The organism is Treponema endosymbiont of Eucomonympha sp., assembly GCF_001028545.1.
In genome coordinates, this window is sequence record NZ_BBPW01000054.1 from 1 (window position 1) to 15,430 (window position 15,430).

Consider the following 15,430-nt stretch of genomic DNA (forward strand, 5'->3'; position numbering starts at 1 on the left):
CGGAGGTAGGCGAGCAGCGCGTCCATTTTGTCTGCGGGCGCCTGCACCTCAAAGTAGAGATTCGGCCGGTCTATGCCAACGGCGAGCGTGTAGGGGTCGCGGAGCGCGAGGCTTTCGATTATGTCCCCTCTGACTTTCTCGGTCGCCGTCGCGGTAAAAGCGGCGACGGGCGGGCGGCGCGGCAGCAGGCGGACGAACTCGCGGACGCCGAGATAGCTCGGGCGGAAGTCGTGCCCCCACTGGGACACGCAGTGCGCCTCGTCCACGGCGAGTAGCGACAGCCCGACCGACCCGGCGATTCGCAGCGTGTCGTCCCGGAGGAGGCGCTCAGGCGCGACATAGACGATTTTGTACGCGCCCGCGAGCGCGTTGCGGACGGCGGCGGCGTATTCCGCAGGGCTGAGGGAACTGGTGAGGCACGCCGCGCTCACGCCGGACTGCACAAGAGCTGCGACCTGGTCGCGCATGAGCGATATGAGCGGGGAGACCACGAGGGTGAGACCGGGAAGCAGCAGCGCGGGCACCTGATAGCACAGGGATTTTCCCGCCCCGGTCGGCATAACGCCGAGCGAATCGCGGCCGGCGAGCAGCGCGGCAATGATTTCCGCCTGCCCGGCGCGAAACCTCTCGTAGCCGAAGCAGCGCTTCAGAACTTCGCGGACGGCAGAGGGCAGGGCGGTGGGTTCGTTCATCGCACGCAGAAAGGGAACGCCTTTACCACGCCTTTGGCTGCCACGCTTCCGGCGGCTCGGCAATACGGACGGTGTCGCCGGACTGTTCAAGCACGTAGAAGCCGCTTTTGTGGGCGTAGTCCCGCGCCTGTTTGCCGACGATTCCCCCCGCAACCGCGCCGAGATACTGCCGCGTGTCATTGTGCCTGTCGGCATAGGCGCGGAGCACAGACATTCGCTCAGCGTGAGCTTTAACGTCCTCGACAGTCAGCTCCGTCTTCACCTCCACCGCAAGCGCATACGCGCCGTTTTCAAGCAGCACGTCGACTTCCGCAAGCGTCTTGTCGTGCGCGTCTTTGCAGACGACGCGGGTGTTCGTTCTGGTAAACGCATAGCCGAGCGCGTTGAACTTGCGGTGCATATCGGGGGAGACGAGGTGCTCGATTAAGCTGCCGAGCCGGTTCCCCAGATTCCCGATAGCCTGATTCACCGCTTTAATCTCGCGGTCGGTCTCTTTCTGCCGCTGGGCAATATCTTTTATCATGCGGTCGGTTTCTTTTTGCTGCTGGGCATTCTCTTGAAGTGTTGCCCAAAGCTGCTCAAAGGTCGTTTCCGCCGCTGTTTTCCGCGCTTGGTCGCTCATGTTGTCCCCCTGCCGTAAACATACCGCAATCCTGCGGGGAAGGCAACGTCGATACCCGTTCCCTTTCTCGTCTCATAGAGGAAGCGTTTTGCCGCTTCCTCTATGACGGCATAGGGGTTTGCGCCTGTCGGCAAGTCCGCTCGGCAGACTGATAGAGTGGAAACCGCCGCAAAGTCCGCTCGGCAGCCCCGTGCGCGGAAGCCGCCCGCAACTAATCCCGCTCGATAGCCGCAGTAGCCGCTTATCCGCAGTACGGCTATATCGCCCTCCGGCAAAGCCCGCTCGGTAGCCCCGTGCGCGGCAACCGCCTGCAACTAATCCCGCTCGATAGCCTCGGTCGGCGCTTATCCGCAGTACGGCTATATCGCCCTCCGGCAAAGCCCGCTCGATAGCCCCGTGCGCGGCAACCGCCTGCAACTAATCTCGCTCGGTAGCCGCAGTAGCCGCTTATCCGCAATACGACTCATAGCCGCGCCCCTTCGGAAAGCCCGCTCGGCAGCCTTTTGCACGGCAACCGCCTGCAACTAATCTCGCTCGGTAGCCTCGGTCGGCGCTTATCCGCAGTACGGCTATATCGCCCTCCGGCAAAACCCGCTCGGCAGGCAACTGGGCGCGAATGCCCCTCCGCCCTATTTATCCCCTCGCGTCTATGCTATACTCGCGCTGGCGAGACGGCGCGTGAGAAATCGCCGTGCACTAGGTAGTGTGGACTGGATAAGGGAAAAGAGGTAAAATAGAGGCATGAAAAGAAATGAAGGCATTCACCGGCACGATATAAGCGACGAGGCGTGGGAACGGATAAAAGAACTGCTGCCCGGACAGGCAGGGAAACGCGGGGGAGTGGCGAAAGACAACCGCTTGTTTATTAACGCGGTAGCGTGGCAGACGCGCACGGGCGCTCCGTGGAGGGATATACCGCCAGAATTCGGGAACTGGAACAGCATACACAAGCGGTTTTGCCGTTGGCGGGACAAGAGAATAGGGAAAATGCTGGCGGACGCCGCAATAGGCGAGCCTGCCGGGGATATCCGTATGATAGATTCGACGTATATCAAGGCGCACGCGGACGCATGCGGGGCACGCGGCGGCACTCAGGACATTAGTCGCACAAAAGGGGGCTGAACAGCAAATTGCACTTGGCAGTTGACGAGTACGGGATACCGGCAAGCGGCATTGTGACAAGCGGTACTGTCGCGGACTGCAGCCAAGCGCCTCTCCTTATGGAGGATTTGGAAGCGGAAGCGTTCCTTGCGGACAAGGCGTATGACACGAACGAGCTGCTCGATATGCTTAAAGAAGCGGATATAGTAGCAGTCATCCCTCCGGTTAAAAGCCGGAAAGAGCAAAGAGCGTACAGTCATGAACTGTATCGGGCGCGGCACGTCATTGAAAACGTCTTCCGCGCCCTCAAGCGCTGGCGGGGAATTGCTGTGTGCTGCGCAAAGCTCACCGCTTCCTTCATCGCCGCCATTCATGCCAGGTGTTTGTTCCTCTGCCTTCCAGTCCACACTACCTAGACCCATAAAGCGGATAAGCGCCTACTGTGCGGGCTTTGTTGGAGTTTCCACCGGTTGGGCTACCGAGCGATATGCGGGCAGGGCGACATAGAGCCGTAATACGGGTAAGCGCTTACTGTGCCTGCCGAGCGGGCTTGAGACGCGGGTTGACGAAGGCTTGCGGCGACTCTGTCGTTGCCCGCACGGGCAACACCGCTTGCCTTTGCGCGGCGCGTTCGGTATGCTTTGAGGAATACCGGCAAAGAGAGGCATAGGATATGAAAGTTATCGCGTTAAACGGGAGTCCCCGGAAAGAAAACAACACGGCTATCGCGCTCAGCATAATGGCGGCGGAGCTGCGGAAGAGCGGCGTCGAGACGGAAATCATCCGCGCCGCCGAAGGCGCCGTCCGCGGCTGCGCCGCCTGCAACGGCTGCGCGAAGACGCGCCGCTGCGCGTTTGCCGACAACGCGGTGAATACGGCTGCCGAAAAAATCCGCGCGGCGGACGGGCTGATTCTCGCTTCCCCGACCTATTACGGGGGAATAAACGGCACGATGAAGTCGTTCCTCGACCGCCTGTTCTATTCCAGCGGGCGGGAGTTTGCGTATAAGGCGGGCGCGTCTATCACCGTGGTTCGGCGGGCAGGGGCGGTGGACGTCATTCACCAGCTGAACAACTACCTGAACCTTGCCGAAATGGTCATTCCGCCGTCCCAGTACTGGGCGGTCGCTTACGGCACGGCGCCCGGCGAAATCACGCAGGACGCGGAAGGCGTGCAGACCCTGCAGAAACACGCCCGCGCTATGGCGTGGCTCATGAAATCGCTGGAATACGCGAAAGCCGCCGTCCCGCGCCCGGAGCCGGTGCAGCGCGAGACGACGAATTTTATCCGCTAGTGCAGCCGAAGCGCCCGCGCGGTCCCGCGCCGGCGTTTCAGGGGAGAACGCCGCATGCTCAACGCGCCGCTCGCGCTCAAACTATTTGAAGGCTTTTCCATAGAGCGCTGGAACGACCTTATCCGCCCCTTCGCCCTTATCGAAATGGACAAAGCGGCTGAAAAAATGGCGCTCGCCTATATCATAGGGAAGTTTGAAGAAGAACGCGGCGGCGAAATCGACTGGGACTGGGCTATGCACGCCGCGCTGTTCGAGCTGTTCAGAAAAATCGCGCTCTGCGACATAAAGTCCCCCGTGCAGCGCATGATAAAGAGCGAGTTCCCCGGCGAGTACCGGAAGCTGAACGAATGGGCGCTGGAGCAGTACCGCCCGCTTCTCGGCGACGGCGAACTGTTCGGCGTGTTTGCCGCTTACCTCGCCGAAACCGCGGGCAGCGCGCCGCCCCAAGGCGACGCCGTCCGCCGCCGCACCGCCCGCGTCCTCCGCGCCGCGCACAAGTTCTCCACGTTCCGCGAGCTCGAGATGATTTCGACGGTGAACGAGGCGCAGCGCCTCGAGAAAATCCGCGGGGAAATCTGGCTCGACATAGACGAGTTCCTCGACCTGCGCGGCGTGCAGAAGCTCATTACGCGGCAGCGCCCGTTCCGCTTCCTCCTGTCTATAGAGCAGCTGCGCTTTCAAATCCGCTGGAACCAGACGCCGCGCGTGCCGAAGACGAGCGTACTGGGGCATTCGTTTTTCGTCGCGGCGCTCACGCTGCTTTTGGGGCGCGGAACCGGCGTCAGCCTCTGCCCGAAGCGCCGCTTCAACAACTTTTTTTCGGCGCTGTTTCACGACCTGCCCGAAGCCGTTACCCGCGACATAATATCGCCGGTAAAGCAGGCGACCGACGGGCTTTCCGCCATAATCAAAACCATTGAGGGCGAAGTCGTCGCGAAAGAACTTCTGCCGCTTATGGAGAACTTTTATGCGGATGAACTCCTCTATTTTATCGGTTCCGAGTTTGACAACCGAATCCTTGAAGGCGGCAAGACGCGAGCCGTGCCCTTCGAGGAACTCAACGCGCGGTACAACGACGACCGGTTTTCGCCGGTTGACGGAATGCTTATCCGCCTTGCCGACCATATCGCCACGTTCATGGAAGCCGATTTGTCGATAAAGTACGGCATTACTTCTCCGCACCTCGTCGAAGGCAGAAAGACTGTGCTCGAAGCGTACCAAACCAGTCCCCCTGTGAGCAATTTCGACATAGCCGGTTTTCTGGCTCAAGTCCAATAAGTTTCCCTGCCGATATGTAGCAGTATGAAACACCTGTCCCTTACCTTAAAAAAACTGTTCGTCTGCGCAGCGCTGTGCGCCGGGTATAGCCGCCCCGTTTTGTACGCGCTTGAGCATACGGTGCAGAAAGGCGAGACGTTGTACTCAATAAGCCGGAAATACGCGCTGTCGGTGGACGAACTGTGCCGCTTAAACAGCATTAGCCGGGACGCGATATTAAAGACAGGTCAGAAGCTCTCCGTTCCCTCCAAAGAGGACGTTTCCGGCAGCGCGGCTACTCCTGAAAGCGCCCGCGCAAAGGTTTCGTATAAGGTGCAAAAAGGCGACACGCTGTACGGCGTCGCCAAGAAATACGGCCTCAGCGTGGCGGAACTGCGGCAGCAGAACGGGCTAGACGAATCGAACGTGCTCAAAGCAGGGCAGACGCTGACCGTGTTTCCTCGCAGCGAATCGACGGGTGCGGCGGCTCCTTTGCCCGCATACTTTTGGCCAATGCGGAAGCCTTTCGTAAAACAGGTGAAGGGGAAAATATCCGGCGTCGAGCTTTCCGCCGAGGGAAACGGCAACGTAGCTGCCGTGAACGGCGGCGCCGTTACCTACAGCGGCGTGTACCGAGGCTTTGGGCAAGTCGTTTTTGTGCAGTCGTCAAACGGATATACCTACATATACACCGGGCTTGAGAAACTGCACGTCGGAAGGGGCGATTCCGTTGCCGCGGGCGACGTGCTGGGCATTACGGGGGTTGATTCCGCGAGCGGTTTGCGGAAGCTGACATTCATGGTGTACCACAACGGCGAAGCGACCGACCCCGCTTTCGCGCCGCGCGGATAAACGCCGCGAAGGGGCGGCAATGCGGGAGCGTCAGGCGCGAAACAAGCGGCGGAGCGCTTTTAACACGCCGATTGCGCCGTTGACGATTGCGCCGAACGCTAAAATCGGCCCAATGGGGAAGACGAGGAACGAAAAGCGGAAGAACAGCAGCCCCGCGAACAGCATGAATCCTTTGGTCAGCAGGGACGAAAACGCGGCGCCTTTAGAGGCATATTCCGCCTCTTCCGGCGCGTCTGAATGCCCGCCGGAAGAGGCGCGCCACGTATAGGTGCGGCGCTCATACCCTTCAAAATTGCCTGCGCCGCCGAACCATTCCCAGAACGGGTCTGCTTCGTCTCCCGCGTTTTTCCGCGAGGCGTTCTGCGCATAGGTGTCGGTGGAACCGCAGCGATCATACTGCGCGCGCTTCGCTTCGTCTCCCAGCACCGAATACGCCGCGTTTATCTCCTTGAACTTCTCTTCGGCGGCTTTATCGCCGGGGTTGCGGTCGGGATGATGCTTGAACGCCGCGTCGCGGTATGCCTTTTTTATTTCTTCCGCATTCGCCGTGCTTGAAACGCCCAGCACCGCATATAAATCATTCATGCTGTTCCTCTCCGGTAGAAAATACCGCAAAAGCCTCGCTTTTACAAGCATATCCGCACGCCGCCGCTTGTCCGCCGCTGCCCTGTCTGCTACACTTGTGGCATGTTTTCCGACACGCATTTTCACTTGCGCCATATCGCCGAGCGGGGCGTCGACTGCTCCGCCGTGCTCGGCGCGCTTGCCGTGCGGGACTGCCGCTTTGCGCTCGACGTCGGCACGGAAAGCGGCGACCTGTCTGAACGGCTGGCGTTCGCCGAAAATCTAGTTGCAGGGTTCGTTGACGACGCGGCACGGGAAAAACTCCGAAGGATGCTGCGCTTTTCCGCCGGAATCTGGCCCTCCGCTGAGGCAATCAGCCGCCGCGCCGAGGCGGTCGCCGAGCTGAACGCCTGCCTTTCGGCGCACGGGCGAAACCGCGCGGTCTGCGCGCTGGGGGAATGCGGGCTGGACCGCTGCCGGAACCCCGACGCGAACGGCAGTGCGCTGATTCAGGGCGAGGCGGAACTGTTTGAAAGCCAGCTTGTGCTCGCCCGCGCCCGCTCGCTGCCAGTCATCGTACACAGCCGAGACGCCTTTGGCGGGACGCTGTCCTGTATCGCAAACGCCGCGCACGACTTCGGTGTCATCCACTGCTTTTCATACGGCATTGCGGAGGCGCGAAGATTCCTCGACCGAGGCTGGCATATTTCGCTGAGCGGGTCGATAACCTACGCAAAAAAGGCGCAGCTTGCCGACGTCGCCGCGCTCATCGCGTTTATTCCGCGGGACCGGCTGCTGCTCGAAACCGACGCGCCTTATCTTGCGCCGGTTCCGTTCCGCGGACAGGCGAACGCACCGGAACTCGCCGAACACGTCTATCGGTTTGCGGCGGCTCGGCTCGGCGTCCCCGCCGAGGAGCTTTCGGCGCAGGTTGACGCAAACGCGGACGCGCTGTTCGGTATTCGGCGGCAGCCGGACGACCGAGTTTCTTCAAAAAACTCGGACACTACCCGCGCGCACGGGCAAGGCACTTGACGGCAGCGCGCCCGCATGAGTATGTTTTTAGAAGGAGTATCGTATGCCAGTATATGAATATGAATGCGAAGCCTGCGCGCACCGCTTCGAGGCGTCGCAGAAAATGAGCGACGCGCCGCTTTCCGCCTGCCCTGTCTGCAAGCAGAAGGCGCGGCGCGTGTTCAGCGGCGGGTTTGGCGTCTCGTTCCACGGCTCGGGGTTTTACGCCACGGACTCAAAAAAGCCGAAGCAGCCGGAAAAACCGGCTGCCGAGAAAAAGCCCGCGTGCCCGGCGGAATGCAGCCAGTGCCCCCACGCCGCGGCTTCGTAGACGGACAGTCTACGCATAAAAAGCAGGGTTTGTACCTTGCTTTTTTGTTTTGCGTCCCGCCTTATTGCTCCGTTCTTTCGGTAGGATTTGCTCAGTAACCTCGCGGGCGGAAGCCCTCGGCAAGCCCGCCGTACCGCCGAAACACCGCCGCATACAATGTTGATAAAATGTATGGCAATTTGCTTTTAACCTTGGTATGATATTTTGAGTATGGAAAAGGCGTTTTTTATGCCGCTCCTGCTGTCGCCGCTCTATGCAATCGCTGATACGGACACGGTGAATGATAGCGAAAGCACACAGGACGCAGAGAAAAAAAGCGCACTGGATACGAACAAATGAAAAAGTTCGTTATCAGCGTGTGGTATGCGCTCATGTGCGCCGTTATTTCAGCGCACACAACGGAAACGGTACCAGAGGAAACATATCGCTCCGTACCAGCGGAAACAACAGTTCCCCTTTTAACCGCCTTTGATAACGTTGGAAAAAACGCGCTGCACACGCTCGCCTTTAATCACGGCGCAAACTTTGCGTTCGCGGGATTAGGCACGTGGCTGTTTATCGAAAGCGGCGTCGACTGGAAATGGCGCAATTTTGCGTATGACCATGAAACACTCGCCAACGGCGCGTATTCCTCCGTCATGTATGCCGGTTATGCCGTTCCTTCAGCAACGCCCGTCGCGTTCTATCTTGCAGGGCTTTTTAGACACGATGAAAAACTGCAGCTCACCGGCTTGGCGCTGGTTCAGTCGGTGGCGTTCGCCGCCGCTGCTCAAGCGATTCTAAAATCAAGCACCGGAAGGAGCGAACCGCATATCATCGGTCAGTACCGCCATACAAGACTCGAAACGCAAACTGATTTTAGCGGCGAGTTTGACTGGTTCAAAGCGGATATTTTAGACGGGTGGCCGAGCGGACACACCATATCGGCGTTTGCTGTCGCCTCAACCGTCGCACAAATGTATCACGATAACATTTGCGTAAAGATAGCCGCTTTTTCGTATGCGCTGCTGGTGGGAATCGGCGTGTCGCTCAGTGTGCACTGGGCGTCTGACGTAGTCGCCGGTGCGCTCATGGGCTACGCTATCGGTACTACAGTCGGGCGCAGTTTTAGCGCTCAGGTACGCAAGACACCGCACAAAGAGGTATCGCTTTCTGTAAGCGCGCAAACGCTCGGCATCATGGTGCGGTTTTAGGGCGCGGCTGACAAATGCGCATATACGCGCGCATGCGCCGTTCCTTTTCTCTCCCGCTCGGTAAGCCCGCCCGATGCTTGCCTCTATGTCGAGTTTCTTGAAGAAACTCGAACATTCCCCGTAAGGGGAACGCAGGATTCCGCGCCTCCTACGCGGGGTTATGCCGCGGAACCTCGGAGTTCCGTGACGCATACCCGGAGTTCCGCGTCTCATACCCGCGTCGGAGCGGCTCATACCCGGAATTATGCCGCATATACCCGGAGTTCCGCGACGCATTCCCGGAGTTCCGTGCCTCATACCCGCGTCGGAGCGACGCATACCCGGAATTATGCCGCATATACCCGAAGTTCTGTGACGCATACACGGGTAGGAGCGGCATATACGCGGGGTTCCGCGAGCCTATCAGAGGTTTTGTATACGAAGGGTGAACGCAAAATCCCTGAAGCGGTTTTGTCTATAACGCCGAACGCGGGGCACGCGTTGGCGAAAACGGGAGAGAAGCGATATAATAGAGTATCGGTTTGGCAGAGACGGTATGCGCTGTTTGCATAAGGCGGTCGTTTGCCGGCTTTTGCGTGCTGGGAAGTTGCCTGCGGCGGCGCGAAAACAAGGAGAAATTTTCGGTGTTTTGTTCAAATTGCGGAGAAAAACTAAGCGATGATATAAAATCTTGCATTAAGTGCGGAATAAAAGCTGAGGAATATACGCCGATTGCACCTGTTCAGCCAGCGTACCGACAAATGCCTCAACAACCGGCGTATCCAGTGTCTAGCGAAACCGCACGGCAATATTTTTGCGACGCCTACAAAGGCAAAAAAGAACTCGAATACTTTCGCCACAACAGAAGTGTTTTGTATAATGGCGACGCCCTAAAATCAGATTCCTTTGGCGGCGAATTTATTGATTTGCTCGTAACTTCTCCTCCGTACAATGTGGATATAAAATATAATTCCAATAATGACGCGCTTACTTACGAAGAGTATCTAAATTTTTCTGAAAAATGGATGGGAAACTGTTTTTTATGGAGCAACCCGCAAGCACGTTTTTTGCTTAATATACCGCTTGATAAAAATAAAGGCGGACATAAAAGCGTTGGCGCCGACTTAACAAAAATTGCTCAAAAAGTTGGGTGGCAATACCATTCAACAATAATTTGGAATGAGGGCAATATTTCACGTCGAACTGCGTGGGGGTCTTGGCTGTCTGCATCGTGCCCTTATGTGATTGCGCCGGTTGAGTTAATTGTTATCCTTTATAAAGGCGAATGGAAAAAAACACGAGGGACTGGCATTTCAGACATAAACAAAGAGGATTTTATGACGTGGACCAACGGTGTCTGGACGTTCAGCGGCGAAAGTAAAAAGCGCATTGGGCACCCCGCTCCGTTCCCGATACAACTTCCTTACCGCGCCATTAAACTTTTTAGTTTTGTAGACGACGTTGTTTTTGACCCTTTTACAGGAAGCGGTACAACTTTAATTGCGTCGATAAATAATAACCGCATTGGGATAGGGCTAGAAATTGACGAAAATTACTGTAAATTAGCCAAGGAAAGAATATTGGCAGAGACAAATACAATGGATTATTAAAATGGACGATGATATAACGCAAACAAAAATTATTATGGAGTTTTTTACCAATAACCCTAATCGAGATATTCAGCATCCGGAAGTTGTTGACTGGGTTAGTGAGGAATGGAAAAAACGAACAGGCAAAGCTTTCCGCGACCCAGACAGGCAAATTAGACAACTTGCACAGTCTGGGAAACTCCAGAAAATCGAAAAGGGGTTGTATCGCTATAATCCGGATTTTATCTCAAACCCAGAGTTAGAAGATTTTTCCCAGTCGCAAAAGAATGAAATTCTGGAACGTGATAACTATCGCTGTGTTATTTGCGGAAAGGGGCGAGAATACGGCGTGGAACTACATGTTGACCACATAAAACCAAAAGATTTAGGCGGAAAGGCAACCGTAGAAAACGGGCAAACGCTTTGCGCCCAACATAATTTCAAGAAGAAAAATTACAAGCAAACAGAAACAGGCAAAAAGATGTTTATCCGTCTATACGAATTAGCGAAAAATATTGGAGATGCAGAAACGCAAAGTTTCTGTGCAGAAATTCTTGAAGTTTTTGAAAAGAATGGAGTAAACGGACATATCAAATGGGAACGTTAGGGTGCACCGCATAACAAACAGGTTACGTTGCCCCACGCCTCACTCTGGCGTATTTTGGGGCTGCAAAAACAGGGCGTAGTAAACACTGCTTTTTTGCAACCCTGTTCTCTGCGCCGCACGGCGGCGTTTCAGCCCATTTATCGCCTCTATGCCGAGTTTTTTCAGAAAACTCGGTCGTTCGGCGGTAGCCGAACGACCGTTACAGCGTCCAGTATCAGTTCCGGCTTTTCCGTGCCGTTGAAGGTTTCGCGCTTCACGGTGAACACGGCGTCGAGCAGGTCACCTTTAGTAAAATCCCTGCCGTAGCGCTCGGCTTCGCCCCAGAACAGCGCGGGCCACTGGTACGAGCCGCACTGCAGCGTGAGCTTCAGGTGTTTCCGCTCCGTCTTGCCCATAATGTCGGCGGCGGCGATTTTCGCGCCTTTCACCAGAAAATGCAGCGCGGGATTTTCGTGCCCGTAAGGTTCAAATCTGTCGGCAAGTTTGAGCAGTTCCGGCGTCATATACGAATGCGGAAGCTCCGCGTCGATTTCGCCGACTTCCTCCTCCGCTTCCGCAAGCTCTATGAGCGGCGCGCGTTCCTTGAGCCGTTCGATAAACTCGCCGAGCCGCCCCGCCTCAAGGCTAAACCCCGCCGCGTAATCGTGCCCGCCGAACGCGAGCAGCAGGTCGGAAAACTCCGCGAGCAGCGCGGTAACGTTGCAACCGCGCGTCGAACGCAGAGAGCCGACCGCCGTCTTGCCCTCAAGCACGGTGAGCACCGCGGCGGGCACTTTATATTTCTGCACCAGCTTCCCCGCGAGGATTCCCGTGATTCCGCGGCTTACCCGCTCGTCGACCACGACGGCGAATTTATTGCCGTACTCGGCGAGGCTTTCCCGCGCCTGCTGCTCGGTCTGCGCGAGCGCGTCGCTGCCCAGTTGCTTCCGCTCCTCGTTCAGGCGCACGACTTCCGCCGCGAGCGCTTCCCGCTTCTTCGCGTCCGGTTCGAGAAAAAGCCGCACCGCCGTCTCTGGCTGTCCGAGCCGCCCCGCCGCGTTCAGTGCGGGCGTTACCTGCCACGAAAGCTCCGTGCTGCCGAGCCGTCTGCCGAGCAGGTTCTGCTTCGCGAGCAGTTCCAGCAAGCCGGGACGCACCACGCCGTTGTTTATCGACTGCAAGCCCTGCCGCGCGAATATGCGGTTTTCGTTCTTCATAGGCATAATGTCGGCGAGCGCGGCGAGTGTTACCAGCTGCAAATCGAACTTTTCCGCGTCTGCGTCGCCCGGGTACGCGACCGCCGCCTTTTTTTGGAGGAAGGTTACGAATATGTTGAAAAACCCGTCAAGTTCGCCCGCCGGCGCGTCCGCATACCGCACGATTTTTGACAAGTCTTTGATTTTGAGGAGGCTCAGATCCCCCACCGACGGAATGATTTTCTCCGCCTCGGGACGCACGTCGAGCAGGTTGAACTCGACGCCCGCGCCGAAAATTTTGGCGAGCTGCCTTTTCTGCGTTGCGGCGTCCCAGACGAAAATCTGCTGCCCCTGCAAAAACGGCAGAAGCCGCGTGTCCTGAATACGCACCACGCCCGGCACCAGCGTCTCCGAAAGCGCGCCCCGCGCCGTCATGTTCATCACCTTCAGGCACTCCACGGTGTAGGCGTCGGTGAGCGGGCGCACATTCAAGAGACAGATTTCCTGCTTGTACAGCCCGCTCTTCACGAAGCGCAGCGCGGAGACCAGCTTATACGCGACGGCGCAGCCCGAAATGTCCGGGAACGGGTAGCCCGAACCCTCCGCCTTCGGGTTTATGATGACGGCGTCTTCGGGCAGGTCGCCGATCGGGTTGTGATGGTCGACGACGATGACGTCGATTCCGAGGCTCGCGGCGAGCGCGATTTCCTCGCGGCAAGAAATGCCGCAGTCAACCGTTACGATAAGCGTGCCGGATTCGGCGGCAAACACGCGCACCGCCTCCTTCGTTAGCCCGTAGGCTTCGTCGCCTATCGGAACCTGCCAGCGCACGTCGACGCCCTCCTGCTGAAACCACGACGTCATGAGCGCGGTGCCCGTTATGCCGTCCGCGTCGCGGTCGCCGAACACCAGCACCTTTTCACCCTCATCCTTCGCTTGCATTATGCGGTCGACCGCGTCCTCCATTTCGGCGAACAGGAAAGGGCTGTGCTGGTAGCGCAGGTCGTCCTCAAGGAAAAACAGCAGGTCGTTCCCCGCCGTAACGCCGCGGCGGCACAGAATCGCCGCGTCGAGCAGCCCGCACTGATAGGTTTTGCGCATGTCCCTGACCACTTCGGGGGCGATTTCCCGTTTGTTCCAGTTCATCTGCGGCGAAGATTCCATAAAATCATGCTATTGCGGCGCGCCGCCGCTGTCAAGGCGATACCCGCGTAGCGCGGGTATCGCCTTATCCGTATTACGATTCTATACCCTTGCCCCAACTACAAGAAACCCGAATGTTCGGCGCAAGTCGAACGCGAGTGTTTCTTCCTTGTAATAGGAGAGATCTCTCTATTTCAGCAGTAAGCCGACCACCCGCATGAACGAATGTGCGTCTCACACAAGGACAGTAAGTCGACACCTGCACGGACGGTCGCGTGACTAACAACCGTACAGTTGCTAGCCTAGGTAGCGTGGACTGGAAGGTAGAGAAACAAACACCTGACATGAATGGCGGCGATGAAGGAAGCGGTGAGCTTTGCATAGCGCGTAGCAATTCCCCGCCAGCGCTTGAGGGCACGGAAGACGGTTTCAATGACGTGCCGCGCCCGATACAGTTCATGATTGTACGCTCTTTGCTCTTTTCGGCTTTTAACCGGAGGGATGACTGCTACTATATCCGCTTCCTTAAGCATATCGAGCAGCTCGTTCGTGTCATACGCCTTGTCCGCAAGGAACGCTTCCGCTTCCAAATCCTCCATAAGGAGAGGCGCTTGGCTGCAGTCCGCGACAGTACCGCTTGTCACAATGCCGCCTGCCGGCATCCCGTACTCGTCGACTACCAAGTGCAATTTGCTGTTCAGCCCCCTTTTGTGCGGCTAATGTCCTGACTGCCGCCTTGTGCCCCGCATGCGTCCGCGTGTGCCTTGATATACGTCGAATCTATCATAAAGATATCCCCGGCAGGCTCGCCTATTGCGGCGTCCGCCGGCGTTTTCCCTATTCCCTTGTCCCGCCGGCGGCAAAACCGCTTGTGTATGCTGTTCCAGTTCCCGAATTCTGGCGGTATATCCCTCCACGGAGCGCCCGTGCGCGTCTGCCACGCTACCGCGTTAATAAACAAGCGGTTGTCTTTCGCCACGCCCCCGCGTTTCCCTGCCTGTCCGGGCAGCAGTTCTTTTATCCGTTCCCACGCCTCGTCGCTTATATTGTGCCGGTGAATGCCTTCATTTCTTTTCATGCTTCTATTTTACCTCTTTTCCCCTATCCAGTCCACACTGCCTAACAACCATTCGGTTGTGTGCCTTGCAACCGAGCGGTTGTTAGCCACGCAAATGAATGCCTGCCAGTCTGCCAAAAAACGCCGTTTTTATGCCGAGTTCCTTGAAGGAACTCGAACATGACCCCGCGCTTCGCGCGAAGCAATGCGTTGACAGTGCCTTCTGCGCGGGCTATGGTGTTCCCATGACCTCCGGCGGCACGCTCCAGCCCAACGCGCGGACATTCGGCGCGCTCCTCCAGAAAGAACTGTTTTCCCTCGCCATACAGCGCCCGTACTATCTTGCCTCGTTTCTGTTCGCCGCCGTGTCCGCGCTGCGCTATTTCTTTTCCGTGTCGTTCTTTGCAGAGGGTCAGGGCACGAGCGACCTGCGCTTTTACTTCGCATTCCTACCCTATGCGTCGGTACTGGCTATCCCCGCCCTCGCGCTCCCGCTTTGGAACTACGCCGAATACGACGCCTGCCTGCCCGCGCCCGACGCGCACAAGGTGGCGGCGAAATGGCTCGCCGCCCTCGCGTTTTTCGCGCTGACGCTGATGCCGTGCCTCGCCGTCCCGCTGGCGGTGTCGTTCTTCGGGGACATAGACGCGGCGGAGGTGCTGACCGCCTTCCTCGGAATCCTCGCGTTCGCCGCCGCCGCCCTCGCGCTCGCGCTATACGCCGCGCTCGCGCTACCCAGCCGCGCCGCCGCCTTCGCGCTTGCTGCCTGCGTGCTCGCCGCGTCAAATAGCGTCCACCTCGTGCCGCTCTATCTGCCGCTCGGCGCGCTGTCGGGATTGTGCCGCCTCGTCTCGTTCGCGTGGCACTTTGACGCCGCCGGAAAGGGAATCGTCGACAGCCGCGACCTCGCCTTCTATGCCGCGGCGACTGCCTTCTTCCTCGCCTCGACCGTCTTCTTGC

The 15,430-nt window shown here is 57.8% G+C and carries 18 protein-coding genes; 11 read left to right on the top strand and 7 right to left on the bottom strand.

The annotated features are described in order from the left end of the window. From AWU74_RS03640 to AWU74_RS03650, 3 genes are all read right to left on the bottom strand, one after another. Positions 1-692, bottom strand: a 692-nt coding sequence (locus tag AWU74_RS03640; RefSeq protein WP_162504749.1) for a RecQ family ATP-dependent DNA helicase, incomplete at its 3' end; no start/stop codon positions are given. A gap of 22 nt (positions 693-714) precedes the next feature. Next, positions 715-1,314, bottom strand: coding sequence for a hypothetical protein (locus AWU74_RS03645; RefSeq protein WP_062327705.1), 600 nt, complete (start codon positions 1,312-1,314; stop codon positions 715-717). Beyond that, entirely contained in the window at positions 1,311-1,589 is a 279-nt protein-coding gene (locus AWU74_RS03650; protein WP_162504750.1) for a hypothetical protein, read from the bottom strand. Before AWU74_RS03650 ends, AWU74_RS03645 begins: the two co-directional genes overlap by 4 nt. A gap of 466 nt (positions 1,590-2,055) precedes the next feature. Between AWU74_RS03650 and AWU74_RS10190 the strand changes: the two genes are divergently transcribed. The 4 genes from AWU74_RS10190 to AWU74_RS03675 all read left to right on the top strand — a co-directional run bounded on the left by AWU74_RS10190 (position 2,056) and on the right by AWU74_RS03675 (position 5,818). Beyond that, positions 2,056-2,831 (top strand): IS5 family transposase gene (locus tag AWU74_RS10190; RefSeq protein ID WP_162504751.1). Its coding sequence is split into 2 segments (ribosomal slippage): positions 2,056-2,434 and positions 2,434-2,831, totalling 777 coding nucleotides; the frame shifts between segments, so codons are not numbered across the junction. A 257-nt stretch (positions 2,832-3,088) separates the two neighbouring features. Then, positions 3,089-3,709 carry a flavodoxin family protein gene (locus tag AWU74_RS03665; protein WP_062327716.1) on the top strand — a complete coding sequence of 207 codons (621 nt, stop codon included), beginning with the start codon at positions 3,089-3,091 and terminating at the stop codon, positions 3,707-3,709. Between the two features lie 54 nt (positions 3,710-3,763). After that, a complete protein-coding gene (locus AWU74_RS03670) occupies positions 3,764-4,987 on the top strand; it encodes an HD domain-containing protein (protein WP_062327719.1) in 1,224 nt (407 codons plus the stop codon). Between the two features lie 24 nt (positions 4,988-5,011). Next, entirely contained in the window at positions 5,012-5,818 is an 807-nt protein-coding gene (locus AWU74_RS03675; RefSeq protein WP_062327721.1) for a M23 family metallopeptidase, read from the top strand. A 30-nt stretch (positions 5,819-5,848) separates the two neighbouring features. Here AWU74_RS03675 and AWU74_RS03680 read toward each other — a convergent pair whose 3' ends face one another. Then, complete coding sequence (locus AWU74_RS03680) at positions 5,849-6,403, bottom strand: DnaJ domain-containing protein (protein ID WP_162504752.1); 555 nt, start codon at positions 6,401-6,403, stop codon at positions 5,849-5,851. A gap of 102 nt (positions 6,404-6,505) precedes the next feature. Between AWU74_RS03680 and AWU74_RS03685 the strand changes: the two genes are divergently transcribed. The 4 genes from AWU74_RS03685 to AWU74_RS03695 all read left to right on the top strand — a co-directional run bounded on the left by AWU74_RS03685 (position 6,506) and on the right by AWU74_RS03695 (position 8,920). Beyond that, entirely contained in the window at positions 6,506-7,417 is a 912-nt protein-coding gene (locus AWU74_RS03685; protein WP_162504753.1) for a TatD family hydrolase, read from the top strand. 43 nt (positions 7,418-7,460) lie between these two features. Continuing rightward, on the top strand, positions 7,461-7,727 hold the full coding sequence (locus tag AWU74_RS03690) for an FmdB family zinc ribbon protein (protein ID WP_062327724.1): 267 nt from the start codon (positions 7,461-7,463) through the stop codon (positions 7,725-7,727). Between the two features lie 210 nt (positions 7,728-7,937). Further along, positions 7,938-8,066, top strand: coding sequence for a hypothetical protein (locus tag AWU74_RS13145; protein ID WP_306700963.1), 129 nt, complete (start codon positions 7,938-7,940; stop codon positions 8,064-8,066). Next, on the top strand, positions 8,063-8,920 hold the full coding sequence (locus AWU74_RS03695; RefSeq protein ID WP_062327726.1) for a phosphatase PAP2 family protein: 858 nt from the start codon (positions 8,063-8,065) through the stop codon (positions 8,918-8,920). The genes AWU74_RS13145 and AWU74_RS03695 overlap by 4 nt, the downstream gene beginning before the upstream one ends. A 148-nt stretch (positions 8,921-9,068) precedes the next feature. Here the strand turns inward: AWU74_RS03695 and AWU74_RS03700 are convergent, their stop codons facing one another. Further along, entirely contained in the window at positions 9,069-9,299 is a 231-nt protein-coding gene (locus AWU74_RS03700; RefSeq protein WP_062327729.1) for a hypothetical protein, read from the bottom strand. Positions 9,300-9,441: 142 nt separating this feature from the next. Between AWU74_RS03700 and AWU74_RS03705 the strand changes: the two genes are divergently transcribed. Together AWU74_RS03705 and AWU74_RS03710 are read left to right on the top strand one after the other, a co-directional pair. After that, positions 9,442-10,509, top strand: a complete 1,068-nt coding sequence (locus AWU74_RS03705) for a DNA methyltransferase (protein ID WP_202966399.1) — start codon at positions 9,442-9,444, stop codon at positions 10,507-10,509. Position 10,510: 1 nt separating this feature from the next. Further along, positions 10,511-11,095 carry an HNH endonuclease gene (locus AWU74_RS03710; RefSeq protein WP_062327732.1) on the top strand — a complete coding sequence of 195 codons (585 nt, stop codon included), beginning with the start codon at positions 10,511-10,513 and terminating at the stop codon, positions 11,093-11,095. Between the two features lie 161 nt (positions 11,096-11,256). Here AWU74_RS03710 and recJ read toward each other — a convergent pair whose 3' ends face one another. Next, positions 11,257-13,434, bottom strand: coding sequence for a single-stranded-DNA-specific exonuclease RecJ (gene recJ, locus AWU74_RS03715; RefSeq protein ID WP_438816353.1), 2,178 nt, complete (start codon positions 13,432-13,434; stop codon positions 11,257-11,259). A gap of 281 nt (positions 13,435-13,715) precedes the next feature. Then, positions 13,716-14,491, bottom strand: a protein-coding gene (locus AWU74_RS10195) for an IS5 family transposase (RefSeq protein ID WP_438816354.1) whose coding sequence is annotated in 2 segments (ribosomal slippage) — positions 13,716-14,125 and positions 14,125-14,491 — 777 coding nt in all. Because the reading frame shifts where the segments join, the coding sequence is not laid out codon by codon here. 143 nt (positions 14,492-14,634) lie between these two features. Between AWU74_RS10195 and AWU74_RS03730 the strand changes: the two genes are divergently transcribed. Next, positions 14,635-15,430, top strand: a 796-nt coding sequence (locus tag AWU74_RS03730; protein ID WP_187150817.1) for an ABC transporter permease, incomplete at its 3' end; no start/stop codon positions are given.

Bases quoted from the DNA above. Each gene is read 5' to 3' on its own strand.
- AWU74_RS03645 (WP_062327705.1), bottom strand. From the start codon at position 1,314: ATGAGCGACCAAGCGCGGAAAACAGCGGCGGAAACGACCTTTGAGCAG.
- AWU74_RS03665 (WP_062327716.1), top strand. From the start codon at position 3,089: ATGAAAGTTATCGCGTTAAACGGGAGTCCCCGGAAAGAAAACAACACG.
- AWU74_RS03670 (WP_062327719.1), top strand. From the start codon at position 3,764: ATGCTCAACGCGCCGCTCGCGCTCAAACTATTTGAAGGCTTTTCCATA.
- AWU74_RS03675 (WP_062327721.1), top strand. From the start codon at position 5,012: ATGAAACACCTGTCCCTTACCTTAAAAAAACTGTTCGTCTGCGCAGCG.
- AWU74_RS03680 (WP_162504752.1), bottom strand. From the start codon at position 6,403: ATGAATGATTTATATGCGGTGCTGGGCGTTTCAAGCACGGCGAATGCG.
- AWU74_RS03685 (WP_162504753.1), top strand. From the start codon at position 6,506: ATGTTTTCCGACACGCATTTTCACTTGCGCCATATCGCCGAGCGGGGC.
- AWU74_RS03690 (WP_062327724.1), top strand. From the start codon at position 7,461: ATGCCAGTATATGAATATGAATGCGAAGCCTGCGCGCACCGCTTCGAG.
- AWU74_RS13145 (WP_306700963.1), top strand. From the start codon at position 7,938: ATGGAAAAGGCGTTTTTTATGCCGCTCCTGCTGTCGCCGCTCTATGCA.
- AWU74_RS03695 (WP_062327726.1), top strand. From the start codon at position 8,063: ATGAAAAAGTTCGTTATCAGCGTGTGGTATGCGCTCATGTGCGCCGTT.
- AWU74_RS03700 (WP_062327729.1), bottom strand. From the start codon at position 9,299: ATGCCGCTCCTACCCGTGTATGCGTCACAGAACTTCGGGTATATGCGG.
- AWU74_RS03710 (WP_062327732.1), top strand. From the start codon at position 10,511: ATGGACGATGATATAACGCAAACAAAAATTATTATGGAGTTTTTTACC.
- recJ (WP_438816353.1), bottom strand. From the start codon at position 13,434: ATGGAATCTTCGCCGCAGATGAACTGGAACAAACGGGAAATCGCCCCC.